General features: G+C 43.7%; 21 protein-coding genes. 6 read left to right on the top strand and 15 right to left on the bottom strand.

Annotated elements, in window-relative coordinates; all coding sequences use genetic code 11:
* The first annotated feature begins 66 nt into the window (after positions 1-66).
* On the top strand, positions 67-444 hold the full coding sequence (locus ACE1TF_RS11280) for a hypothetical protein (RefSeq protein WP_042400268.1): 378 nt from the start codon (positions 67-69) through the stop codon (positions 442-444).
* 26 nt (positions 445-470) lie between these two features.
* Here ACE1TF_RS11280 and ACE1TF_RS11275 read toward each other — a convergent pair whose 3' ends face one another.
* The 5 genes from ACE1TF_RS11275 to ACE1TF_RS11255 all read right to left on the bottom strand — a co-directional run bounded on the left by ACE1TF_RS11275 (position 471) and on the right by ACE1TF_RS11255 (position 6599).
* Entirely contained in the window at positions 471-902 is a 432-nt protein-coding gene (locus tag ACE1TF_RS11275; RefSeq protein ID WP_042400264.1) for a hypothetical protein, read from the bottom strand.
* A 1493-nt stretch (positions 903-2395) separates the two neighbouring features.
* Positions 2396-3316: a methylisocitrate lyase gene (gene prpB / locus ACE1TF_RS11270; protein ID WP_042400261.1), complete on the bottom strand. Its 921-nt coding sequence runs from the start codon at positions 3314-3316 to the stop codon at positions 2396-2398.
* Between the two features lie 12 nt (positions 3317-3328).
* Positions 3329-4765 (bottom strand): bifunctional 2-methylcitrate dehydratase/aconitate hydratase, encoded by a 1437-nt coding sequence (locus ACE1TF_RS11265; RefSeq protein WP_375016780.1) that lies wholly within the window; start codon positions 4763-4765, stop codon positions 3329-3331.
* Between the two features lie 22 nt (positions 4766-4787).
* Positions 4788-5900 carry a citrate synthase gene (mmgD, locus tag ACE1TF_RS11260; protein ID WP_042400258.1) on the bottom strand — a complete coding sequence of 371 codons (1113 nt, stop codon included), beginning with the start codon at positions 5898-5900 and terminating at the stop codon, positions 4788-4790.
* 18 nt (positions 5901-5918) lie between these two features.
* Complete coding sequence (locus ACE1TF_RS11255; RefSeq protein ID WP_042400257.1) at positions 5919-6599, bottom strand: GntR family transcriptional regulator; 681 nt, start codon at positions 6597-6599, stop codon at positions 5919-5921.
* 249 nt (positions 6600-6848) lie between these two features.
* Here ACE1TF_RS11255 and ilvD point away from each other — a divergent pair, with 249 nt between their 5' ends.
* From ilvD to ACE1TF_RS11235, 4 genes are all read left to right on the top strand, one after another.
* Positions 6849-8540, top strand: coding sequence for a dihydroxy-acid dehydratase (gene ilvD, locus ACE1TF_RS11250; RefSeq protein ID WP_375016778.1), 1692 nt, complete (start codon positions 6849-6851; stop codon positions 8538-8540).
* 118 nt (positions 8541-8658) lie between these two features.
* Positions 8659-9633 carry a TAXI family TRAP transporter solute-binding subunit gene (locus ACE1TF_RS11245; protein WP_375016776.1) on the top strand — a complete coding sequence of 325 codons (975 nt, stop codon included), beginning with the start codon at positions 8659-8661 and terminating at the stop codon, positions 9631-9633.
* Between the two features lie 58 nt (positions 9634-9691).
* Complete coding sequence (locus tag ACE1TF_RS11240; RefSeq protein WP_193744716.1) at positions 9692-10114, top strand: DUF1850 domain-containing protein; 423 nt, start codon at positions 9692-9694, stop codon at positions 10112-10114.
* Positions 10071-12086 (top strand): TRAP transporter permease, encoded by a 2016-nt coding sequence (locus ACE1TF_RS11235; protein ID WP_375016773.1) that lies wholly within the window; start codon positions 10071-10073, stop codon positions 12084-12086. Before ACE1TF_RS11240 ends, ACE1TF_RS11235 begins: the two co-directional genes overlap by 44 nt.
* A 46-nt stretch (positions 12087-12132) precedes the next feature.
* Here the strand turns inward: ACE1TF_RS11235 and ACE1TF_RS11230 are convergent, their stop codons facing one another.
* The 6 genes from ACE1TF_RS11230 to ACE1TF_RS11205 form a co-directional block, all read right to left on the bottom strand.
* Positions 12133-12966, bottom strand: coding sequence for a DegV family protein (locus tag ACE1TF_RS11230; protein ID WP_042400253.1), 834 nt, complete (start codon positions 12964-12966; stop codon positions 12133-12135).
* Between the two features lie 118 nt (positions 12967-13084).
* Entirely contained in the window at positions 13085-15196 is a 2112-nt protein-coding gene (locus ACE1TF_RS11225; RefSeq protein WP_375016903.1) for an ATP-dependent Clp protease ATP-binding subunit, read from the bottom strand.
* A 279-nt stretch (positions 15197-15475) separates the two neighbouring features.
* Entirely contained in the window at positions 15476-16804 is a 1329-nt protein-coding gene (locus ACE1TF_RS11220; RefSeq protein ID WP_375016771.1) for a PQQ-dependent sugar dehydrogenase, read from the bottom strand.
* A 357-nt stretch (positions 16805-17161) separates the two neighbouring features.
* Positions 17162-17773: a hypothetical protein gene (locus tag ACE1TF_RS11215; protein ID WP_042400249.1), complete on the bottom strand. Its 612-nt coding sequence runs from the start codon at positions 17771-17773 to the stop codon at positions 17162-17164.
* Complete coding sequence (locus tag ACE1TF_RS11210; protein ID WP_375016769.1) at positions 17770-18042, bottom strand: autorepressor SdpR family transcription factor; 273 nt, start codon at positions 18040-18042, stop codon at positions 17770-17772. The genes ACE1TF_RS11215 and ACE1TF_RS11210 overlap by 4 nt, the downstream gene beginning before the upstream one ends.
* A gap of 129 nt (positions 18043-18171) precedes the next feature.
* Positions 18172-18819, bottom strand: a complete 648-nt coding sequence (locus ACE1TF_RS11205; protein ID WP_042400246.1) for a GntR family transcriptional regulator — start codon at positions 18817-18819, stop codon at positions 18172-18174.
* 78 nt (positions 18820-18897) lie between these two features.
* Between ACE1TF_RS11205 and ACE1TF_RS11200 the strand changes: the two genes are divergently transcribed.
* Positions 18898-19782, top strand: a complete 885-nt coding sequence (locus ACE1TF_RS11200) for a DMT family transporter (RefSeq protein ID WP_042400243.1) — start codon at positions 18898-18900, stop codon at positions 19780-19782.
* 56 nt (positions 19783-19838) lie between these two features.
* Here ACE1TF_RS11200 and ACE1TF_RS11195 read toward each other — a convergent pair whose 3' ends face one another.
* From ACE1TF_RS11195 to ACE1TF_RS11180, 4 genes are all read right to left on the bottom strand, one after another.
* Positions 19839-20396, bottom strand: a complete 558-nt coding sequence (locus ACE1TF_RS11195) for a GNAT family N-acetyltransferase (protein ID WP_042400241.1) — start codon at positions 20394-20396, stop codon at positions 19839-19841.
* 181 nt (positions 20397-20577) lie between these two features.
* On the bottom strand, positions 20578-22062 hold the full coding sequence (gene cshA, locus ACE1TF_RS11190) for a degradosome RNA helicase CshA (RefSeq protein WP_375016765.1): 1485 nt from the start codon (positions 22060-22062) through the stop codon (positions 20578-20580).
* A gap of 207 nt (positions 22063-22269) precedes the next feature.
* Positions 22270-22467, bottom strand: coding sequence for a cold shock domain-containing protein (locus ACE1TF_RS11185; protein WP_042360841.1), 198 nt, complete (start codon positions 22465-22467; stop codon positions 22270-22272).
* 218 nt (positions 22468-22685) lie between these two features.
* Complete coding sequence (locus ACE1TF_RS11180; RefSeq protein ID WP_375016762.1) at positions 22686-23612, bottom strand: S66 peptidase family protein; 927 nt, start codon at positions 23610-23612, stop codon at positions 22686-22688.
* Between the last annotated feature and the right edge of the window lie 109 nt (positions 23613-23721).

The raw sequence follows: 23721 nt of genomic DNA, 5'->3' as shown, positions 1-23721 counted from the left end.
AACGGGTGTCGCCATGGACGATTCATACGAAAAATCTAACTACTATAGATTACCGGGGGTAGCGCTATGAATAAAAAAGCAGTCCTATCGATCGTGCTCGTCGTCTGCTTTGCTGGATTATTATTTGGGTACAATGTAACGAGTGAACCGTTACCTGATCATATTACAGAACCTTACTTGTTTATTGAGTATAGCGATCAACCCGGTATGAGACACCCAGTGGATACTGTGCAAAATGAACATCTCCACGAAAAACACCCTATGGGAGTCGTATCTACATACGGTCGGATAAATCCAGATTCTGGTGAAGGAACGTTCTACATCTCTTATCAAACGTTCAATGCGCTAGAAGAAGATTTAGATGATGTTCTCACCATATTGGACGAGGAGTTTGAAGACAGCGAATCTTGGTCGTATGAAATTGTCGGTGAGAGTGGAGACTAACGGAATTTAACTTACTCGTCGAACCGCTATTCCCAATGAAAATCAGCATTTTCAATTTGCTGGATTAAATTATCATCGGCATCGGTCGCTGCATAATTATTATGCGCGATGAAATATACGCCATTTTCATAGATCGTCCACAGAGTAGTTATATTATCTTCGTCGTTTCGAAACACAAATTCATATAAATAATCCCCTCTAGGTTCATCGGTGAGAATGATGTCTACATCACCAATCTGCTGTAGAAAATTGACCAGTTCCTCTTGATTACGTACACGCTTCTCTGAATCCATATCAATTAGTTGTATGTCGTCAAACGGGCCGAATGACTCTTCTGTCTCCTGAAGTTCATCTGCGATCGTGCTTTGTCGATTCATGTCCCAAAACCAAATATATATCGCTGACGCAATTAACAACACTATGAAACTTGGCGTTGCACGTTTGATAAATCGAATCATTTTACGACCTCCTCAGTGTAAAGATCGATGCATGTGCATAGTGCCAGCCCACTCCTGCAATATTCTCCAATATAAACCGCTTTTCCTTTAATAATCATACGATGTAACGGAACTTCTGAAAAAACAAAAAGGGGCTATCCGCTCAAGTATTAGAATAAACCTAGGGCACAGCCCCTTTTTCTATGAATGAATATCACAACTTGAATCAAGTAAAGGATTCCGGATAGCTAAAACCAGTGTGGGTTATTCATTTCCATTGCAGGCGGATGCTTTCTCTCTGGAGTATAAGGGCGACACCGGTGGCCAAAAGACGCACACCGTGTTTTCGTTAATGAGAAGAAACCGATGAGCCTCCTCAGTCTTACGACCATGTCGATGATAATTTGAAATTTGGATAACCGAAATAGGTCGGTGGTGTGTATGAGAGGTGTAGAAATTGCTACGCTTTTTAGTGCCTTGGCACTTTTACATAGGAAACCTCGGAGTGGCTCCTAGCTATGGTAGGATTTCTTCCATTTCGAAAGCCGATTTAACTAAAATCTTACCATTGTATGTTCTATGGTGAGATTTTCAGTTTCTATGGCAAGGTTCGCAACACCCAGGTGCGGAAAAGAAGAGAAATCTTACCATAGGAGTTTCTATGGTAAGATATTAGCCCAACATCTTGCACGGTACATAGCATAGGGAAATTGGAAGCCGTATACTCGTACTTTTGCTTGTTGAACATTTAAAATTCCAATCAACGGTTTTATGATGGGTTTTCTACATTTGCAGCGCCTAAGTTGACTCGAATCCCTGTGCGGAATGGACAGTCTAGTTCCAAAGATCTCCGATTGGAATCAGATTCGCTCAAATGAGACCGTTTTGCCACTTTCTGATTCCAATCGACCAGCATCTACTTCCAAACATCCGTTAATGGAACCAGATTGAGCCCTTTAAAGAAAATGAACGGCAATCTAGTTCCAAAGCCGCACCTCGCATTCGTCCACACCACACCGCCATGAAGATTGAGTCGCACGCCCTGCCCCGAACCCCGATTTGAAAACCCAAAATGCTGTCGGCGCGATTCGCGCCGAACCGAAATCGGTCGTAAGGGGTTCGATGTAGTCCAAACTGCGTGCAAGTTTTACGAAATGATCACTTATAAAGAGCAAACTAGCGCGCACATTGCGAACCATGCCCTGCCCCAACCCGGTATAAACACGATTGGAGTTATCCCACTTTTGTCATAACGGTCCATTCGTATGAAATCACGATGGAACCTCTACATTCTTGTATCCAATAAATGTCTTCCGTTCATGCTATAACCTGTGAGGACTCGTCCCGCAGAAGGCACTTCCTTTCGTTCCGATCAGTCGGAATGGTCCACAATGACTTGCTCGCCAAAACGGTATACAGAAAGAACGTACATACAAAAATCGGAGTACAGATCATAAGCGATCTGTACTCCGATTTTACTTTAGAGGCTTTTGAGGCAGCCCCTTTTTCTCACATTATCGCTGTTCCTTCCCGACGACAGGAAGGACGGTTTTTGCGATTTGATCGTCAAGACTTTCATAGTCGTAGTATTGAATGGTCTCGTACAGATCTGCTCTCGTTTGCATCTCGTCTAAGTGGTCCTTTTGTGTGCCTTTTGCATAAATCTCAGCAAATACTCGTTCGTATGCTTTCGCGGCGACACGCATCGATGTGACCGGATAGATGACCATTGAAAAGCCGAGGTTTTCGAACTGGTCCGCTGTGAAATAGGGCGTCTTCCCGAATTCTGTCATATTGGCGAGCAACGGTACCGAAATATGATCCGCGTAATATTTGAAGTCCTCTTCGTTTACGAGGGCTTCAGGGAAGATGGCATCTGCGCCTGCATCGACGTATGCACGAATGCGTTCGAGTGCCTCTTCTTTTCCTTCAACAGCTTTTGCGTCCGTTCTAGCGACGACGATTAAGCTCGGTGCAATTTCTTTTAGTGTTTTGATTTTGGCTGCCATGTCTTCTACACTAACGAGTTGCTTGCCGTTTAAATGTCCACATTTCTTCGGCAACGCTTGGTCTTCGATTTGTACAGCAGCAACCCGAGCTTCGACCATTTCTTTAGCCGCTCTTGCTACGTTAATCACACCACCGTAGCCCGTATCAATATCAACCAATACTGGCAAATCGGTTGCGCGAACGAGCTCTTGTGCACGGTCGGCAATTTCATTTGAGTAGATGAAGCCCACGTCTGGGAGCCCTTGGCTCGCCGTGAAAGCTGCACCTGAAAGATAAAGTGCCTCGAACCCCGTCTTCTTCGCCATGAGCGCACTCATCCCGTCATGAGCGCCTGGCATTTGCAAAATCTTTTCCTGTTGGATGAGTGTCTGGAACCGTTCAGACAATTCTTGTTGACTACTATGATTGTTCACAACCCAACTCATGAAAATTCACTCCTATATCGTAAATTTCTCCATAAACTCATGCACGCCGAGCTTCTCAAACGAAGGATCTTGGAACAGTTGGAAAAGTTCATCCGCTTGCTTTTGTGGGAAGCGGGTGTGAAGTGTTTCTTTATATTTGCTCTCAAGGAACGGAATGCTCTCTTCCCGGCGACGACGATGACCGAGCGGATACTCAATCGCGATGTCTTCTGTTTTCGATCCGTCTTTGAAAATGACTTGAACGGCGTTTGCGATCGAACGTTTCTCTGGATCAAGATAGTCTTTGCTGTATTGTTCGTTTTCGACAGTATACATCTTCTCACGAAGTGCATCAATTTGTGGGTTCGCTGCCACATCATCTTCGTAGTGATCAGCGGTTAGCTCACCGTAAATGAGGCCGATCGCTGTAATGTACTGCAAAGAGTGGTCACGGTCAGCTGGGTTATGAAGTGGACCGGTTTTATCAATAATCCGGATCGCTGATTCGTGTGTTGTGATTTTCACTTCTTGAATGTCATCAATGCGATCTTTGATCTGAGGGTGAAGCTGTACTGCGGCTTCAGCAGACGTTTGCGCGTGAAACTCTGCTGGGAACGATACTTTAAACAAAATGTTCTCCATCACATAGCTCCCAAATGGACGAGCGATCGTTAATGAATTGCCGCTAAACAATACGTCTTGGAAGCCCCATTTTGGTGCGGTTAGCGCACTCGCATAACCCATTTCACCTTTCATCGTCATCAGTCCTAAACGAACGGCACGACTCGTCGCATCACCTGCTGCCCATGATTTTCTAGAGCCGGCATTTGGTGCATGACGGTACGTACGTAAGCTGGAATTATCGACCCATGCTTGAGAAACCGCATCAGCAACTTGTGCTTCTGTACCACCGAGCATTGCCGTAGCGACAGCGGTAGACGCTACTTTTACGAGGAGCACGTGGTCCAACCCTTCACGGTTAAAGCTGTTCTCAAGTGCCAATACACCTTGAATTTCATGCGCTTTCACTGTCGCTTTTAGCACATCCTCCATCGTAAGTGGCTCTTCGCCTTTTGCCACTCGCGCGCGGCTAATGTAATCCGCAACAGAAAGAATCGCACCTAAGTTATCCGATGGGTGTCCCCACTCCGCTGCTAGCCACGTATCGTTGTAATCAAGCCAACGAACCATCGTTCCAATGTTGAACGCGCCTTGAACTGGGTCTAACTCAAATTGCGTTCCTGGCACGCGAACCCCATTGGGTACTTGCGTTCCTTGAACGATCGGTCCAAGGTGCTTCGTCGCTTCTGGGTAGCGAAGGGAAAGAAACGCACATCCGAGAGAGTCCATGAGCACGAGCTTCGCCGTGTCCATCGCCTCTTCACTTGAAATCTCTCCGTTAACGGCATAATCTGCAATTTGTAACAATACTTCATCTACTAATGGCTTTTCGTTTAGTTTAATATCCATTGATTACTCATCCTTTCAACGATTATGGGTGTAAGTTTCTCGGACCTGTATATTTCACGCGCGGTCGGTATAAACGATTGTTGTCATGTTGCTCAATGACGTGCGCCCCTAAACCGACGGCACGTGCTGCAAAAAACACGGGTGTGTAGAGAGGAATTGGAATGTTAAGCAAATAATAGACAGGTGCTGCGTAATAATCCAAATTCGGGTATAACCCTTTTTCCTCACGCAAAATATCTTCCCCACGCTGACACATCTCAACGAGATCTTCGCGTCCTCGCTCTTTTGCAAGTCGTTTTAACGCTTTTTTCATGAGCGTCGCTCTCGGGTCCATCTTCTTCATATACACGCGATGCCCAAATCCCATGATCCGTTCTTTATTCTTTAATTTGTCATAGAGCAGTTTCTCAAAACCTTCCGTCGTATTGCCTTCAAGCAACATGTGCATGACCGCTTCGTTTGCTCCGCCGTGAAGACTTCCTTTAAGTGAAGCGACAGCGCCAGTAAACGCCCCATACATATCGGCTTGTGTTGAAGCAATCACCCGAGCTGTAAACGTGGAGTTCGGCATTTCATGCTCACTGTACACCATAAGAGACTGGTCAAACACTTCTGCCTCAAGCTTTGTCGGCTCTTTTCCGGTAATCATATACAAGAAGTTGCTGCTAAATGGCAAATTCTCTAACGGTTCCACCGGCTCATTTCCTTCTAGCTTGCGGTAACTATTCGCGACAATATTAGGAATCTTCGCGAGAAGACGAAGTGACTTCTCCTGGTTCGCATTTGTGGAGCGGTCTTCAAGCTTCTCTTCAAAACCGGCTAAAGCAGAAATTCCTGTACGAAGTGCATCCATTGCATTCGTTTCTTTCGGCAAGTACTCATACAATTTCAAGAAATTGTCAGGAAGTGCATACGACTCTTTTAAAGCGCTTTCAAACTCCAGCCGCTCTTGGTCTGTTGGCAACTTCCCGTTAAACAATAGGTACGCCAGTTCAACATACGTAAGCTTTTCTGATAGCTCAATAAGGTCATAGCCTTTAATGACAATCTCTTCTTGTTCTACATCAAGATAAGATACATCGGTTTCTGTTGCGATGACACCGTCTAAACCGGGAATCACTGTTTGTTCCTTCATCGTACTGCACCTCTTTCATCAGAATGAATGTGAAGATGAATTTGTTGCAATCGTCTCTTCAATCGTCTTCAAACTTCTTCGAATATGCGCACGCATGAGATCTTCGACTTCCTTACTGCTTTTCTCTTTAAGAAATTGCAGTATCTCGATGTGTTCTTCCAATGGAGTGTTCAATGCATATGCGGGGTTTTTGTACCCGCTGATGCGCCGATACCGGTCCACTTTATTCTCCAACTGTAGAAGAAAGCGTTTGGCCGTATCGTTATGACTACACTCTTGGATAATTCCATGAAACTCTTCGCTGTGTTTTAAGAAATCTTGCGAACGCGCTCTCTCTACCGCTCGTTTCATGAGTTCGATCGTATCTTCCAACCGATACAGATCATCTTGGCTCATCCGCTCCGATGCTTCCTTTGCGACGAGACCTTCCATCATCTCACGAACGACAAACACTTCTCTCGCCTCTTCAAGCGTAACAGGGGTCACAATCATCCGTCCATTTGCTTGTTTATTCACCAAACCTTCAAGCTCTAGTCGGTACAATGCCTGCCTTAACGGCGTTCTACTAATCTCTAGATCTTTCGCCAGTTGGTCTTCCAATAGATGCTCTGCTGGTTGATACTGGAGTTCAATAATTCGTTCTTTCAACACTTCATAAGCATAATCAGCAGCAGATAAACGCTTAGATGTTTTTTTCACAGCCGATGCTCCTTTGTGTACAACCACCTCAGTTCACTTGCTGAAGTATTATAATATAATTGTATACAAATTTAATTTTCTGTCAACATCTCTTTTCTTCTGTAAAGCACTACAAAAATTCGAGCTTTTCAGCTAAAATTGTACTAACCTTGTTTGTCGATGCTTCGTTACATGTTCAGAAAACTTCAACAACGAAAAGGCGTACATAACAAGAAATCCAATGAACAGACGTAGAAAGGATGTATCCTCATGAGTAAAGACAAAGATTTACGCATCCGCTCCCGCATTATTAGCGAAAGTCCGAATCGTGCGCCAAATCGCGCCATGCTAAGAGCGGTAGGATTCAAAGATGAAGACTTCAAAAAGCCGATGATTGGCGTAGCAAGCGCATGGAGTGAAGTCACTCCTTGTAATGTACATTTGGACAAACTCGCCATTTCTGCGAAGAGTGGTGCCGAGAATGGCGGTGCTCCGCTCATTTTCAATACGATTACAACATCTGATGGAATTGGCATGGGACACGAGGGCATGTTCTTCTCCCTGCCAAGTCGTGAGGTAATTGCCGACTCCATTGAAACGGTCATGAATGCAGAGCGTCTAGACGGCCTCGTTGCCATTGGCAGCTGTGACAAAAACACCCCCGCTTGTTTAATGGCGATGGGTCGCATTAATGTCCCTTCCGTATACGTGTACGGTGGAACGATTCAACCTGGGAAGCTGCACGGTAAAGACGTGGATATTGTGTCTGCATTTGAAGCGGTCGGCCAACATCAAGTCGGCAAGATTACCGATGAAGAGTTGCATGAAGTCGAGTGCAGTGCGTGCCCAGGTGCAGGTGCATGTGGTGGGATGTACACGGCGAACACGATGGCCTCAGCCGTTGAAGCGATGGGCATGTCCCTGCCTGGTTCTTCATCTACACCTGCGATAGCAGGAGCGAAAGAAGACGAAGCAAAACGCGCCGGCGAAGCGGTAAACTTGTTATTAGAAAAAGGCATTTACCCACGGGACATTATGACGAAAGAAGCGTTCGAAAATGCGATCACAGTCGTCATGGCACTCGGTGGTTCTACAAACGCCTTCCTTCATCTCATCGCGATGGCCCACGCGGTCGATGTGGACCTTGATTATGACGACTTTGAGCGTGTCCGTCAAAATGTCCCTCACATTGCCGATTTGAAACCGAGCGGTCGCTACGTGATGCAAGATTTGAATAACGTCGGCGGGGTTCCTGCGGTTATGAAGCTTTTGCTTGAAGCAGGTCTCTTGCACGGAGACTGCATGACCGTCACTGGAAAGACGTTGGCAGAAAACTTAGCCGAAGTCGAGGCACTGCATGACGGGCAAGACGTCATTATGCCACTCTCTAATCCGAAGAAGAAAACCGGTCCCCTCGTCGTATTAAAAGGAAACCTCGCACCCGAAGGTGCCGTTGCGAAAATGTCGGGGCAATCCATTACACGCTTCCAAGGTCCTGCCAAAGTCTTTAATAACGAAGACAAAGCGACAGAAGCGGTCATGAACAATGAAATCGAAGCTGGAGATGTACTCGTCATTCGTTACGTCGGTCCAAAAGGTGGTCCAGGAATGCCTGAAATGCTTTCCCTTACCGCTATGCTTGTTGGGAAAGGACTTGGTGGGAAAGTCGCTCTCCTTACCGATGGCCGTTTCTCCGGTGGTTCCCACGGCTTTGTGATTGGTCATGTGGCACCTGAAGCGCAAGTCGGTGGCCCGATCGGGCTACTAGAAAACGGTGACACAATCACGATTGATAGTGATGAATACCTTTTGCAAATGGAAGTGGATGAAAAAGAACTAGAAACGAGAAGAAGGAATTGGAAAGCACCAGAACTTCGCTACAAAACAGGTGTACTCGCCAAATACGCTGCGCTCGTTTCCTCTGCTTCCAAAGGGGCAATTACTGACGACTTTTCAAAATAACCGATAGAGTAAAATGGCCAACTGGTCATTTTACTCTTTTTCTCTACACGATTTATTCATATTGATTATTGTTTGAATATATTATATTGTGAATATTATACTAGGAGGAGGGGTTCATATGTTTAAGAAATATGCATCAACTTTTGTACTTGCTAGTGCGGCGCTAATTGTAAGCGCTTGCGGGAATGGCGATGATTCTGCTGGCGGAGAAGTGGACGACCTATTCGTAACCATAGCAGCCGGCGGGACATCTGGTGTTTACTATCCAATTGCTGGAGCAATGGCAAGTGTTTATGAAAACGCGGGGCACGATGTTTCCGTTCAAGCAACTGGAGCTTCTGTTGAAAATGTTAACTTATTGCAAAGTGATCAAGCGGAATTAGCAATCGTAATGGCCGACACCGTAGAACAGGCTTATGAGGGATTTGGGGCCTACGATGGTGAAGATCCACAAGACAACCTCGTCGCCATCGCTGGTTTGTACCCGAATGTTGTACAAGTCATCACGACGACAGATTCTGGCATTGATACGTTTGCTGACCTTGAAGGTCAACGAGTCGCTGTTGGCGATGCAAACTCCGGTGTGGAATTAAATGCGCGAATGATGTTTGAAGCACATGACATGACGTATGATGACATTTCTGCGGATTACTTGCCTTACGGTGAAGCCATTGATCAAATGCGTAATGGAATGCTTGACGCTGCTTTCGTCACAAGCGGTGTGCCAAACTCTGCAGCGATGGATCTTGCAAGTACCCATGACGTTACCGTCGTTCCAATTGAAGATGACGCCATGACTTACCTTCAAGACAACTACCCATTCTTTATTGAAGATACTGTGCCAGCAGGTACGTATGATAACGAAGAAGACATCCAAACACCTTCAATTACGAACTTACTTATTCCTAACCCTGAACTTTCAGAAGATGAAGTTTATGAATTGACACAACTTTTTTACGAAAATTTAGAACAAATTCAAAGTTCTCATGATGCAGCTCAAGATATTGAGATTGAAAACTTCCAAGAAGGGGTTAATATCCCATTACATCCAGGTGCAGAACGATACTTCCAAGAAGAAGGTTTGCTCGATTAACGTCAAACGTCCTCTTATCATCGTCTCGTTGGTCGTTGTACTTTTTAGTGGGGTCGGTATGTTTCTTTTCACAAATAATAGTACCCTCACTTTATATCACCCGCGTACCGATGAGGTGTTTATGGAAATTCCCGTTCAACCTGGAGACGAATTCACGTTACGTTGGATTCATTCCGTAGAGAAAACCCCATGGGAAGAAACATTGCTCATAAAAACGGATGGCTCCTTCTCATTAATCGAATCACGTTTTCAATCGTACGGTGCAGGCACGGCTGCATACGGTCGTGGTGATACGCGTGTTGAAGACGGATATATCGTGACAACCCATAATGAGGAGGATACGTACGAAACATACAATTGGTACCATTCTCACGATGCGCAATTTGCTTTGCACAAAAACGGTTCGTCCATTGTTCACTGGGCGGACCTTCCTCATCATGAACCGATTGAAATGGCAATCGAAGCTAAAGGAACGAGGTGACGTACGATTGACAAGCACTTTTAAAGAACAACCACTTGACGATCAGCAACAAGAAATTCTCGAAAAGTACGATAGTGAATCAAGATTTCGAAGTTTTAAGAATAAATGGCTCGTCTTAATCGTAACCATTATTGCTGTATCTTTCTCTCTCTATCACCTTATTACAGCTTTTACAGGCCCACCTGTATACGTACTTGTCCACCGTGCCCTACACGTTTCAGCGGTGCTCGTACTCATCTTTTTGTTATTTCCAGCAACAAAAAAAGCAAGTCGGCAAAGCTTACCTTGGTATGATTTGTTGCTCGCACTCTTGTCATTTCCATCGACCATTTATTTATTTGTGAACTACACCGAAATTGTAACAAGGGGCGGGCTTCCAACAACTCCAGATGTGATCTTTGGGACACTGTTAATCGTACTCGTCTTTGAAGCTGGCCGACGCGTTACCGGCTGGGCATTGCCTATTCTTGCCTTTCTATTTGTCCTGTACGCATTGTTCGGTAGAGATTTACCAGGGATATTCAGACATAGAGGGTATGATTGGGACGCGATTTCCAATCAGCTGTTTACGACGACCGAGGGCATACTCGGAACAGCAATTGGGGTTTCTGCTACTTATATTGTGCTGTTCATCTTGTTCGGCGCATTTCTAGCCAAGACAGGCATGGGACAGCTATTTAACGACTTGGCACTCGCACTTACTGGGCACGCAAAAGGAGGCCCGGCAAAAGTTTCTGTCGTTGCGAGTGGGTTTTTAGGTAGCATTAACGGCTCGGCGATTGCAAACGTCGTTACAACCGGGGCATTCACCATTCCCCTTATGAAGAAGATCGGCTATAACAAGAACTTTGCAGGTGCAGTCGAGTCTTCCGCATCGGTCGGCGGGCAAATTCTTCCTCCGGTTATGGGGGCTGCTGCCTTTATTATGGCCGAAACCCTTGGTGTACCGTACACCGATATCGTATTGATTGCCATATTACCAGCACTACTTTTTTATATCGGCATTCTCACACAAGTTCACATTCGGGCAACGAAGCTGAATTTATCAGGAATTCCTCGAAGTGAACTGCCGCGCGTCATCGACGTGCTAAAAGAGCGCGGTCATCTCTTACTGCCGATTGTCTTTTTAATCTACATGCTCTTCTTTAGCGGAACAACGGTTATCTTCTCAGCGGCGTGGACGATTATCGTCACAATTATTGTGAGCTTCTTTAGAAAATCGACGCGCATGAGTGTAAAAGACTTTATTGATGCGCTCGAAAACGGGGCACGCACCACAGTATCCGTTGCGATCGCTTGTGCTACGGTAGGAATTATTGTAGGAATTGCTACAATTACTGGGTTCGGTTTAAACCTTGCCAATGCCATTGTATCTATAGGCGGGGAAAGCCTATTCTTAACACTCCTTTTCACAATGGTCGCATGTATTGTGTTAGGGATGGGGATGCCAAGTATACCTGCGTATATTATTACCGCAACGATGGCAGCTCCAGCACTCGTACAACTAGGGATTCCTCCAATTGTTGCTCACATGTTCGTGTTCTACTTTGGAATTTTTGCAAACATTACACCACCAGTTGCCCTTGCCGCATTTGCAGCCGCCGGACTTTCTGGAGGCAGTCCGATGCGGACCGGATTTATGGCAATGAAACTCGCAATTGCAGGGTTTATCGTTCCGTTCATGTTTGTGTATAACAATGAAATCCTCATGATCGGTACGACATTTATGGAATCATTCGGGGTCATTATTACATCCATTATCGGAGTGGTTATGCTTGGAATTGCAGCAGAAGGTTATATCTTTGGGCGTCTAAATATTGTGTTTCAAATTCTCATGGCAGGTGGATCGTTACTATTTTTACATCCAGCGCTTATAACAGACGCAATTGCTGTCACGATTCTCTTAGCCATCTTGCTTTTTCAATGGTTTATCAGATCAAAAAAGAAGCCACCGCACTCAGCAGAAGCATAAAAAATAAGCCCGCTGTCAAATTGACAGCGGGCTTATAATATCCGTCTTAGGATTCCGTATAATACGTAAAACCAATCGCACCTTCTCCAGTGTGTGTACTGATGACTGGAGTTGTCGTCTGAATCGAAACGGAATGCTCTTTTAATTTATCGCGTAGTTTATGGGCGAGTTCCAGACCGTTTGCATGTGAGATGCTAACGCCTTTTACCTTTTTGCCTTCGGTATCTTTGTTGAAATGAGAGAGTAACGTTTGTACAACTTGCGCTTGCGTTCTAGCCTTCGTCACTGGCGTATACACCCCGTCTTCTAATGCAGCGATAGGTTTTAATTTCAAGAGAGAGCCAATCCACGCTTTCCCTCTTCCAATTCTTCCGCCTTTTAAAAGATTCTCAAGAGTGCTTACAACAACGAATAATTTTGAGTTGTTTCTAATCTCTTCAATTCTAGCAACAATTTGTTGCATTGGTTTACCTTCTTTAGCAAGCTTCGCTGCCTCAACAACTTGAAACCCGAGTGCACTTGCAATATACGTCGAATCCACGACCTTCACATCAGCATTTGCCTGTTCGGCAGCCATGCTCGCTGCCCGGTACGTCCCACTCATGCCTGATGTCATATGAATCGACAAGATTTGACTGCCGTCTGCGGCTAGTTCTTCGTATTTGTTTATAAATTCACCGATGGACGGCTGTGAGGTTTTTGGTAACTGATCTGCTTTTGCCATCATCGGCAAAAAATCCTCTGGACTTAAATCTACCCCGTCAACAAAGGTTTGGTCATCAATATGAATGGTTAAAGGCACAACCGTAATCTCAAGCTCATCAATGATCTCTTTAGGAAGATCCGTTGTTGAGTCTGTCACAATTTTAATGTTTGTCATTCCTTCCACTCCTACCCTTTAGGACTACTTTCCTTAGTGTAACAGTAACAGGAGGATAGCGGAATATAAATGAGAAAAAAAGACTTGAGAACATGCAGATGTTCTCAAGTCTTTTCCATTATTTAGTCTTCACAACGACCCTATCATCTTCCATCATGACGACAAGTTGGCTGTAATCTTCTGTGTTTAACATCAAGTCGGCAATACCGTCTTCGACATATTCCTCAATCACTCTTCGAAGAGGTCTTGCACCAAACGCCGGATCGTAGCCGATATTAACGATTTTTTCTTTTGCCTCTTCCATAACCTCTATACGAATCCCTTGTTCGCTTGCGGACTCAATAACATCTTCAAGCATCAAATCTACAATTGAAACGAGATCTTTCTTCTGAAGATCGTTAAATTGAACAATCGCATCAAAGCGGTTTAAGAACTCCGGTTTAAAATAATCTTTTAGGCCGTTGATTAACTGTTCATCGCCTTTCACATCATCTGCACCAAAGCCTACCGTCGTTGTTTTTACGCCGGTACCTGCATTTGTCGTCATAATAATGACCGTATCTTTAAAACTAACGGTTCTTCCCTTGGAATCGGTAAGACGACCATCTTCCATGATTTGAAGGAACATGTGCTGAATGTCTGGATGGGCCTTCTCAATCTCGTCTAAGAGGATAATGCTGTATGGCTTTCTCCGCACGCGCTCTGTCAGCTGTCCAGCTTCCTCATAACCGACATAGCCAGGTGGCGAACCGATGAGTTTAGATGCGGCATGCTTCTCCATGTATTCACTCATATCAAAGCGAATCATCGCATCTTTTTCTCCAAACAACTCGACAGCAATTTGTTTCGTCAGCTCGGTTTTACCGACACCTGTCGGTCCCGCAAATAAGAATGAACCAATTGGACGTGTGCCTCGTCGTAAACCGGCTCGGTTTCGACGAATCGCTTTAGATACTTTGCTAACTGCTTGATCTTGCCCGATAACATTTGCGTTTAGCCTGTCCGGCAAATCTCTCATCTTCTGCTGTTCATCCGCTTGCAAGCGACGTACAGGGATGCCAGTTTTTGCTTCAATAAGCTGTTGAATGTCTTCGATATCAACAACTGCTTGTTGCCTAATATCCTCAGCTTTTGATTGTTGCTTATCAATCAGCTGCAATTCTTCAGTGCGAAGCTCTGCTGCACGCTCATAATTCTCATCCGCAGTTGCTTGCTCTTTTTCTTTACGAATTTCTTCGAGACGCTCGGTAATATCGTCTGTGCTTAACTCAGATGTTTTTAGGTTCATCTTCGCACCAGACTCATCCATCAAGTCAATCGCTTTGTCTGGCAGAAAACGATCTTGAATGTAGCGATCAGACAACATGACAGTGGCTTCAATTGCCTCCGGCGAATACGTGACTTCATGGTATTTTTCATAATAAGGCTTTAACCCGTTTAGAATTTTCAAGCTGTCTTCTCTTGTTGGCTCATCAACCATCACCGGCTGAAAACGTCGTTCAAGTGCAGCATCCTTTTCAATTTTGCGGTATTCATTAAGTGTCGTAGCGCCAATTAACTGCATTTCACCGCGAGCGAGCGCTGGCTTAAGGATGTTCCCTGCATCTGAAGAACCTTCTGCAGAACCTGCTCCAACGATTTGATGGATCTCGTCAATGAACAAAATGACGTCATCTCGATTTTTCATTTCTTGAATAAGCTGTTTCATCCGTTCTTCAAATTGTCCACGGACGCCTGTTCCAGCCACAAGCGATGTTACATCCAATAGATAGATCTGTTTGTTTTTTAGCTTTTTCGGAACATCTTCGTTAACGATTCGAAGGGCTAGACCTTCCGCAATCGCTGTTTTCCCTACGCCAGGTTCACCAATGAGTACTGGGTTGTTTTTATTTCTCCGATTTAATATTTCAATGACTCGCTCGACCTCATAATCTCGGCCAATTACAGGATCAATCTGCCCATTTGAAGCGTCCGTGGTGAGATTTTTCCCTAATTCATCTAATAAACCGCCACCTTGTTTCTCGTCTGTTGTTTCAGAACGAACGTGGTGGTTAGTCGTATCACCATTCATGAAATTCATTGGAGAGGCACCTTGCCCTGAAGGTTGATGCATCTGGTTTCGCAAATCTTGATAACAAGATTGGCAAAGACTCATTTTTCGTTGATTTCCATTAATGTTCATGCGCAATTGTACACGCGCTTGATTCGTTTGACAGTGATCACATTTCATCATTATCCTTCACTCTCCTTTGTATATATCGGTAAGCAAATATTGACTTTGACTATATTTAACCTTTCCATACTTCTATTATAGTTTGACTATCTTTGACTTTCAAGTGTTTTTTTATTTTATTTTGGGAGATGAGCAATAATGAACTATACAGACGATTTATACAGCGGCAATTCTGCTTCAATAATGGATATAAAGCGCGGGAATAAGGAAGTTTCAATAGTACATAAAAAAAGTTGTTCCACGGGGATTAATCCCTCGTGGAACAACTTTTAGTAATTATTCAGCGTCTTCTTCGTCTTCTTCAGAATCTTCATCTGCATCTTCTTCAGAATCTTCATCGTGCAACTCTTCTTCGTGCTCAGCACCTGATTCTACATCTTCATCGTTCTTCAAATCAGCATCTTCGTTTTGGAAGTTTCCTGCAAGAACATCGTCAAGATTAAGTTGTACGAGACGGTCATCGTTATCATGTCCGCTTGCGCGACCATCCGTGTTGTGAGTAAGGAGGTACATTGAATCATCTGTAATCATTACGTCACGTACACGATCAAAGCCTGATACGATTTGCGTGATCTCACCTGTTTCAATGTTGTATTCGTTAACACCTAAACCTGCAAGTGCAGTAAAGTACAAGTTCCCATCAAGATAATCTACACCAGATGGTGCCCAAGTGTTTTTACCAGCGTGAGCGAGTGGTGATTCCATGCCTTCTTCTTCACCGTCACCCCAGATTACTGGCCAACCGTAGTTGTTTCCACCTTCAATGATGTTTAACTCATCGTGACCTGTTGGTCCATGTTCAGTCGCATACATCGTGCCATCTTCGCCCCAAGTTAGACCTTGTGGGTTACGGTGACCGTACGTATACACGTGAGAATCTTCTTCAAGGTTGCCTTCTGGTACTGAACCATCAAGGTTCATACGAAGAATTGAACCAGCATAGCTGTCTTCGTCTTGAGCAATCATCGCGCCTTCAGTATCGCCTTCTTGACCGTGAATCTCATCGACGTCTCCAACACCTACGTAAAGAAGATCGTCTGGGCCAATAGCGATACGGCCACCACTGTGGATCCTGAATCCAGGGATCTCGTCAAGTAGTACGTCTTCTTCAGTCCATACGCCTTCTTCTTCATCAAAAGCGACGCGAGCAACTTTGTTGAAAGCCTCATCTTCATCACCATACGTGTAATAGATGAATGCTTCATTTGTTTCGTCAAAGTCTGGTGCTAGTGCCATACCCATGAGACCAGCTTCAATCTCTGTATATAGCTCATCGCTGAATTCAACAGGGTAGCTTTCCTGAGAATCTTCAGTGACGTGAACGATTTCACCAGTGCTTCTTTCAGTGATGTAGAAAGTACCGTCATTTTCTTCGATGTTCCAAGGTGTTTCTAGATCTTCAGCAAGAACCGTTACACCCTCGTCATTCTCATCTAAGACTGTGCTGCCTTCGTCATCATCGCCTTCGTCATCGTCCATGTCTTCTGTTTCTTCTACAGTGTCTTGATCACTGTCATCTTGTGGCTCATCAGCTGTACCTTCATCATCGGTACCACAAGCTGTGAGTAACAAAAGAAAGCTGCTTGCTACTAACCATTTCTTCATCGTGCTTTACCCCTTTTCTGTACGTCTATGTTGGATTAGCTCGACAATTAATGTACACAGATAGTACTCTATTTATGCGTGAAATTGTATGGTAAACGTCTGTTTAACTTAAAACTAAATACGCGAATTTTCGTCATCTGTTATGCACATTAAAACGTCGACCCAAGCATATATTGCCCGAACTTGAGTCGAAAGTCAATCATTTGTACCTGCCACTTTAATATAGCGAATTCAACTAATTATCTAATCATTTTTGCATATTCTCACTTTGTAAATTATCTTGACTTTAATTGTATTATAAACTCACTTTTATTCATTATATTAACGATTCTAATTTTAAAACTCATTCATTATTCGTTATTTTATGAGAAAACGTTTTTGCTCAGCTACTACGATAAACACCTTAACGATGCCACTTCCTGTCAAAACGAGACTCAAATAAATGGCTTGATAATCTACAGGAACGAACAATATTGGCAATAAAAAGAGTGCCGCTCCAACGAAAACAATCCCTACCTTGCGACTGATCACGCGAACATCTCGTTCTTTGATTATCGAGGCTCTCTTTGGCCAAGAATAATCACGATCGAGAATCGGAAGTAGGTTTCCGATCATCATATACAGCCAAGCAACAAGAACCCCTATGATCGCAACTGGACTTGTGATGATGGCATAGGCAAATAACGTGATGACGACTTGAACACCTACTATAAAAAATGCGATTTGGTTGAGAATATGCGTAAACATTTTCTCATGCTTCCCTTTTATTTGCTTTCTTATAATAATATTTAGAACACTTAAAACCGCAATGATTGTTGGAAAAATGACTGCAATACCGAACTGATGAATCCAAACAGGCTCACCAGTAAACATAATACCGACATGCTGTACACTTTCCCCAAATAGAACGACGACCGTCATGATTATGACTGAACTTGCTAGCCATAAAAAGCTCCACGTTGTATTCATTGTTCATCCCCTTTACTCATTTTTTGTAACCAAAGCATTGCTTCTTGCAACAACGTCATATTCAAGGAATAGATGACATACTGCCCCTTTTTCTCCCGATAGACGAGATTGGCTCCATGAAGAATGTTTAAGTGGTTTGTAATGCTTGGTTTGGACATGTTAAATACGGCTGCGAATTCTCCAGCAGAATGATTACGTTCTCTTAACATTTCGATCATTTGCCGTCTCGTATCGTCTGCCAAAGCTTTAAAAATTGCTGTTGGATTCACTTTGCAACTCCGCCTTATTTAATTAGTTAATTATCTAATTATATATATCATAATCGTACATAATCAAAAAAGCAACAAAAAGACGCAGATTTCATTTAAAAGCGGATCTGCGCCTAGCCTTGTACATGTTTATTTATAATTCTTTAGCAAGTGCTCTAAACTATTCATCCAGTTTTCTTGAATTTGCTTAACAGCTACCGATTCATTCTTTTGTCGCATCGCTTCAATCATTCGTTCGTGCTCTTGATACGACTTTTCTTTTGGTGAATGATCATTAAAATAATGGTACTCAACCCGTACAATTTTATCTCTTAGCGGAGTTAAAATCTTAATTAATGTGTCGTTTTTTGCAAGGTGCACAATCTCGTTGTGAAATGCCAAGTCAGCTTCCAGCGCTTCGATGGATTGTTTACGCTGAAGTGCTCGCTCATACTCAGCATTTAAATCAACAAGCATTTTGATGTCTGTTTGGTTGCAATGCTTCACTGTTTCTCGAACAGCTAACGCTTCTAATGATGCAACGATCGTATAGGCTTCCCTCACTTCTTCAAGGTCAATCGGTGCAACCATTGTGTAACTATTTGGCTTGCTTACAATAAAAGCTTCATCTTCTAAGCGCAATATCGCTTCCCTCACAGGGGTGCGACTTATGCCGAGTAATTCTGAGAGCTCTGCGTCACGAACACGCCTTTCAGGTGCCAATTCTCCAGTGATAATTGCCTTTTTAATCATTTCATACGCATGCAAACGCATCGAGCTTCGTTCGATTTTTTTCATATGACCACCTTTACAGCACATATATTAATATGTAATATATCAATTATACTCTAAAAATTCAAGATTCCAGGTGATACGATGAGTGCAAAAACGATTAATGTGTTGCTGTTGTTCACAATTATTTGTATTTCATTGTCAGCTATTTTTGTACGGCTTTCTGATGCGCCTTCTACCGTGATGGTAATGTATCGGATGCTTCTCGGTAGCATGCTCATTATCCCGTTCGTCTTCAAAGAGCGGCACAGTTTCACAAAAATATCGGGCATGGACTGGTTGAGATTATCATTTGCCGGCCTGTTCCTTGCAGGTCACTTTGGTTTATGGTTTGAATCATTGAATCATACGACCGTAGCTAGTTCAACACTCATCTTATGTTTACAGCCTGCAATTGCCCTTATTGGGGGCCTCTTATTCTTTAAAGAACGGATCCATAAATCGACGATTGTTACATTAAGTATCGCCTTTATCGGCGTCATCATTGTCGCAGGTGGCAATGTAAACCTCGGACCTGGTGTGATGTACGGAAACTTGTTATCTTTCTTAAGTGTGTTTTCGGTCGTTTTGTATTTACTTATCGGACAACGAACGGTAAAATCCGTAAATCACTGGGTTTACAGCTTTATCGTCTTCATGTTTGCCGCACTGTTTATGGTTGGTTTTAACCTTGTACAAAATATTTCGTTTACCGGATATACGAGTCATGATTGGCTCATCTTTTTATTGCTCGCCATCTTTCCTACAGGTGCCCATTTAATCTACAATTTGTTACTAAACTACGTAAACACAACGACTGTGTCCATTAGCACACTCGGTGAGCCCATTGGTGCATCGACACTTGCCGCCATTTTCCTCGGCGAAATGTTCACTACCGTTGAGCTGATCGGGGGGATTCTAATCATCACCGGCATTTATCTCTTTCTACGAAGTCAGAGTAGCATGTACAAAATCAAAGAACCAAGCTAGCCTTATGCTTATGAAGGTCAACGCACATCACGTCGATCTTCATAAGCTCGTGTCACCTATTTAACGGTTGCATATCCCATGATAATGAGATCTGAATACGACCCATCAGGCATTTTAATTGCATTAACTTTGCGACCTTCTTGATTAAATCCGTGTTTAATATACAGGTGGATCGCTCCTATATTTCGAGAGAATACTTCTAGACTAATTTTCTCGATGGTCAAGTGCTTTGCTGCCCATTGTTTTAACATTTTGAGCAACTCATCACCGACACCTTGATTGCGCCAATCTTTATGCACACTCATTCCGAGTGTACCGTCGTGCTGATTGCGCTTATTGTTCCCACCATGAAAGTCCAAAAAACCAATTACTCGATCATTATGAATTGCGACGAGCGCTAAGGCATTTTTCTGATTGTAAAGTCGATCTAAGAAACGTTCTTGATCGGTGTATGAATTTGTAAACTCATCTTCAGCTGTGAGCAAATACGGAGCTTCTTTAAATATTCCTCGCAGAAAGTCGGTAATTTGTTCAGCATATTCAACAGTCGCTGTTTGGATGAGAATGGGTTTTTGATTTTTCGCTTTCGATTGATGTTCTAGAATAGCTGCCACACGAGTTCCTCCCTTGATGTTTCTAACGATGTAATTCGAGGAGCCAATTGCAAAATCCTTCCCCTTTCTTTAATCTTCAGACAAACAACGGTTCAATGTGACAAAACAAACCATTGAGCAGAGTAACGAAAAATAGCCCTACCGTCGTCTTTGACGACAGTAGGGCTATGAGTATAAGTGGTTAACGATGTCTTCCGCTTCCACGTTTAAATTGGCTGCTATTGCCACGACTGCTTCTTCGCTGGCCGCCGCCACCGCCGCCTCGATTCTTTTGTCCACTACCGCGAGGGCCGTTAAATCTGCCTCCGCCTTTACCTTTTGAAGGTGCTGGCTTCCCACGTTTTTTCTGAACAACTGGACGCTCACCTGTCAGCGTCTTCATCGGTTCCTTTGTCTCATTTTGTAATGAGGCAAGTGCTGCAGCAACAACCGTTACTGGATCATGCTGCTCTAGGAGTTCCGAAGCCGTAGACTCAAGGCCTTCGTATTCTTTCTTCTCGATGATTGAAACAAGCTCTTCAGCAAGTCTTTGCTGGCGAATATGAGACGCCTGCTCTTTGGAAGGAACGTCCATAAGACGAATCTTGCCTTTCGTTTCTCGCTGAATCATTTCAAGATGACTCATTTCAACTGGCGCAGCAAACGTGAAGGCTTTTCCAGATTGACCAGCTCTACCCGTTCTACCGATACGGTGTACGTAACTTTCCGCTTCTTGTGGAATATCAAAGTTAAATACGTGAGTAACGCCGCTCACATCAATACCTCTTGCAGCAACATCAGTCGCAACGAGGAACTTGACCGCTCCTTGTTTAAATCTTCTAAGCACATTCGTACGTTGTGCTTGTTTTAAGTCACCGTGAATTCCCGCAGCAGCAAACCCTTGTTGCTCAAGCGCTTCTGACAATTCATCAACTCTACGCTTCGTGCGTCCAAAGATGATCGCAAGCTCTGGGTCTTCTAATTCAATCAGTCGGCTAAGCGCCAACAGCTTATGCTTCTCTGGTACTTTAATCGCATACTGCTCAATGTTTGAAACCGTCATCGTTTTCGCTTTAACCGATACAGTTTGCGGATCACGCATGAAACGATCGGCTACCTTGCGAAGTCTTGTCGGCATTGTTGCAGAGAACAATAATGTTTGACGCTCATCTGGAACTTCTTCTAGGATCGTTTCAATATCCTCTACAAAACCCATGCTAAGCATTTCATCCGCTTCATCAAGAACAATCGTTTCAATCGATGCCGGGCGAATTGTTTTTCTTCGTGTATGGTCCATATAACGACCCGGTGTCGCCACGACAATTTGCGGTCGTGACTTCAATTCACGAATTTGTTTCCCTATATCTGCACCGCCATAAACCGCAACGGTTTTTACTTTCTTATTACGTCCCAAACGGGTCAGCTCGTCTGCTACTTGAACAGCAAGTTCACGAGTTGGTGCAAGTACGAGTGCTTGTACGTTTGGATTATCTGTATCAATTTTTTCAAGCATCGGAAGACCGAATGCTGTCGTTTTACCTGTTCCTGTTTGAGCTTGACCGATTACGTCGTGACCTTCTCTTGCTACAGGTAGTACTTTTTCCTGAATTGGTGTGGCTTCTTCGAAACCCATTTTTTCAATGCTCTCGAGTAACTCCAGAGGCAAATCTAGTTCATTAAACTTCATTCAAAAAATGCTCCTTTACATCTCTTTTCTCTATTTACTTCATTAGGAATGTATGATGCAAAAGCGCTCGAAGACTTCCAATTCCAAAACGGAACGAACCTAATCACGATCATTTCACTAAACCTAAGTCTAGCTCACTTTTGCACAATAGAAAGGAGTATATTCCATATGGAATATACCCCTCTATTCCTGAGTATTCAGTTCTTCTTAAAGACCTACTACGTTAGCAGCTTGTGGTCCGCGGTCGCCTTCAACGATTTCAAATTCAACGTCTTGACCTTCTTCAAGAGTCTTGAAACCTTCAGCTTGGATCGCAGAGAAGTGTACGAATACGTCGTCTCCGTCTTCACGCTCGATGAAACCGAAACCTTTTTCAGCGTTAAACCATTTTACTTTACCAGTCATGCTTGTGGCCTCCTTTGATTAGGCGGTTCAAAAAGGTCTTCCTTCTTGAACAAAAAAATGAGTAAAAATAATTGAAAAGATGGTGGTACCTTTTTGCGTCCTAAACTGTATAGCAGAGGCCGAAAAAATAAATACACCGTACATTCAATCACTTTCGACATTCTGAGTATAGCACGTGGCTTTCCCAAGATCAAGTAGCTGTAAAAGAAAATTTCAGTTCAGTCGTTCGTAACAAGCGCCCGTGTTGTTTCTATTGTAAGCGTATCGGCATTCATTGTCACTTTGGCACCAATCGGAATTGTCGTTTTATACGTGCCATGTCCTGACATGATGTTAGTTATTGTCGGTTTTCCGATTGGAGTGAAGAATGATTCAATTAATTGATTAAAAGACACCTCATAGGACGGATAGCAGCGACTACACCTTCCGATTAAAAACCCTTCACATTCATCTAGCTTCCCAGCTTCTTCTAACTGTTGAAGCCCCCGGTAAACACGCCCAGTTGAATCGTTTATTTCTTCAATGAAGAGAATCTTCCCCCGCGCATCCCACTCATAAGGCGTACCTAACCCGCCAAGAAGCGAGGTTAAATTGCCTCCGATGATGTCTCCTGACGCGATGCCTGGCACGAGAGACCTCATTGAAGACGCAGGTGGATTCTCAACTCGAAACGGTTCATTTACTTCAGACACGGCTGTGAAAAACCGGTCAAAATTAAACGCCGGTGTGGACAGTTTAAAGTCAATGAGCATCAGCGAGTGTAGGGATTCTACATTTGCGAACTCGTATAAAGCATTAAGTAGAATCGTAACATCACTATATCCAGTTACAATTTTTGGATTCCCTTGAATCAAATTGTAGTCCAAATACTTGAGCATTCCGATGACACCCACCCCACCTCGAACCGGGAGGATCATCTTCACGTCATTATTTACGACCATATTCATGAAATCTTCAGCACGAGACTCATCGTCCCCTGCAAGAAACCCATTCTCTTCATAAGTATGTTCTCCTATAATGACTCGAAGCCCTAAACTCTCCAAGTATGCGATGCGCTCATCAATAACTTCTCTACTTAAAGGGCTTCCTACAGAAACAACCCCTACCGTGTCTCCAGCCTCTAATCGTTCAGGTCGAATTGCCAATCAAACCACCTACTATCTATTCGTCGTGGATACACTATATGTTAAGGGTGTAGCACTCATGCACTTTCATTTTCAATTCCGATGAAAACCGCTACACTATTAGTAAGAA

It is taken from the genome of Geomicrobium sp. JSM 1781026 (assembly GCF_041949955.1).
Taxonomy (GTDB): Bacteria; Bacillota; Bacilli; order Bacillales; family Marinococcaceae; genus Geomicrobium_A.
Note: the sequence above shows the minus strand (reverse complement) of the source record. Positions and strands in the feature narration are given on the sequence as shown.

What these genes read in the sequence shown, in the direction of transcription:
- ACE1TF_RS11220 (WP_375016771.1), bottom strand. Translation starts at nt 16,804, where the DNA reads ATGAAGAAATGGTTAGTAGCAAGCAGCTTTCTTTTGTTACTCACAGCT.
- prpB (WP_042400261.1), bottom strand. Translation starts at nt 3,316, where the DNA reads ATGAGTTGGGTTGTGAACAATCATAGTAGTCAACAAGAATTGTCTGAA.
- ACE1TF_RS11185 (WP_042360841.1), bottom strand. Translation starts at nt 22,467, where the DNA reads ATGACTGGTAAAGTAAAATGGTTTAACGCTGAAAAAGGTTTCGGTTTC.
- ACE1TF_RS11280 (WP_042400268.1), top strand. Translation starts at nt 67, where the DNA reads ATGAATAAAAAAGCAGTCCTATCGATCGTGCTCGTCGTCTGCTTTGCT.
- ACE1TF_RS11225 (WP_375016903.1), bottom strand. Translation starts at nt 15,196, where the DNA reads ATGAAATGTGATCACTGTCAAACGAATCAAGCGCGTGTACAATTGCGC.
- cshA (WP_375016765.1), bottom strand. Translation starts at nt 22,062, where the DNA reads ATGAAGTTTAATGAACTAGATTTGCCTCTGGAGTTACTCGAGAGCATT.
- ACE1TF_RS11265 (WP_375016780.1), bottom strand. Translation starts at nt 4,765, where the DNA reads ATGGATATTAAACTAAACGAAAAGCCATTAGTAGATGAAGTATTGTTA.
- ACE1TF_RS11240 (WP_193744716.1), top strand. Translation starts at nt 9,692, where the DNA reads ATGTTTCTTTTCACAAATAATAGTACCCTCACTTTATATCACCCGCGT.
- ACE1TF_RS11205 (WP_042400246.1), bottom strand. Translation starts at nt 18,819, where the DNA reads ATGAAAAAAATCGAACGAAGCTCGATGCGTTTGCATGCGTATGAAATG.
- ACE1TF_RS11275 (WP_042400264.1), bottom strand. Translation starts at nt 902, where the DNA reads ATGATTCGATTTATCAAACGTGCAACGCCAAGTTTCATAGTGTTGTTA.
- ilvD (WP_375016778.1), top strand. Translation starts at nt 6,849, where the DNA reads ATGAGTAAAGACAAAGATTTACGCATCCGCTCCCGCATTATTAGCGAA.
- ACE1TF_RS11215 (WP_042400249.1), bottom strand. Translation starts at nt 17,773, where the DNA reads ATGAATACAACGTGGAGCTTTTTATGGCTAGCAAGTTCAGTCATAATC.
- mmgD (WP_042400258.1), bottom strand. Translation starts at nt 5,900, where the DNA reads ATGAAGGAACAAACAGTGATTCCCGGTTTAGACGGTGTCATCGCAACA.
- ACE1TF_RS11245 (WP_375016776.1), top strand. Translation starts at nt 8,659, where the DNA reads ATGTTTAAGAAATATGCATCAACTTTTGTACTTGCTAGTGCGGCGCTA.
- ACE1TF_RS11230 (WP_042400253.1), bottom strand. Translation starts at nt 12,966, where the DNA reads ATGACAAACATTAAAATTGTGACAGACTCAACAACGGATCTTCCTAAA.
- ACE1TF_RS11200 (WP_042400243.1), top strand. Translation starts at nt 18,898, where the DNA reads ATGAGTGCAAAAACGATTAATGTGTTGCTGTTGTTCACAATTATTTGT.
- ACE1TF_RS11235 (WP_375016773.1), top strand. Translation starts at nt 10,071, where the DNA reads ATGAACCGATTGAAATGGCAATCGAAGCTAAAGGAACGAGGTGACGTA.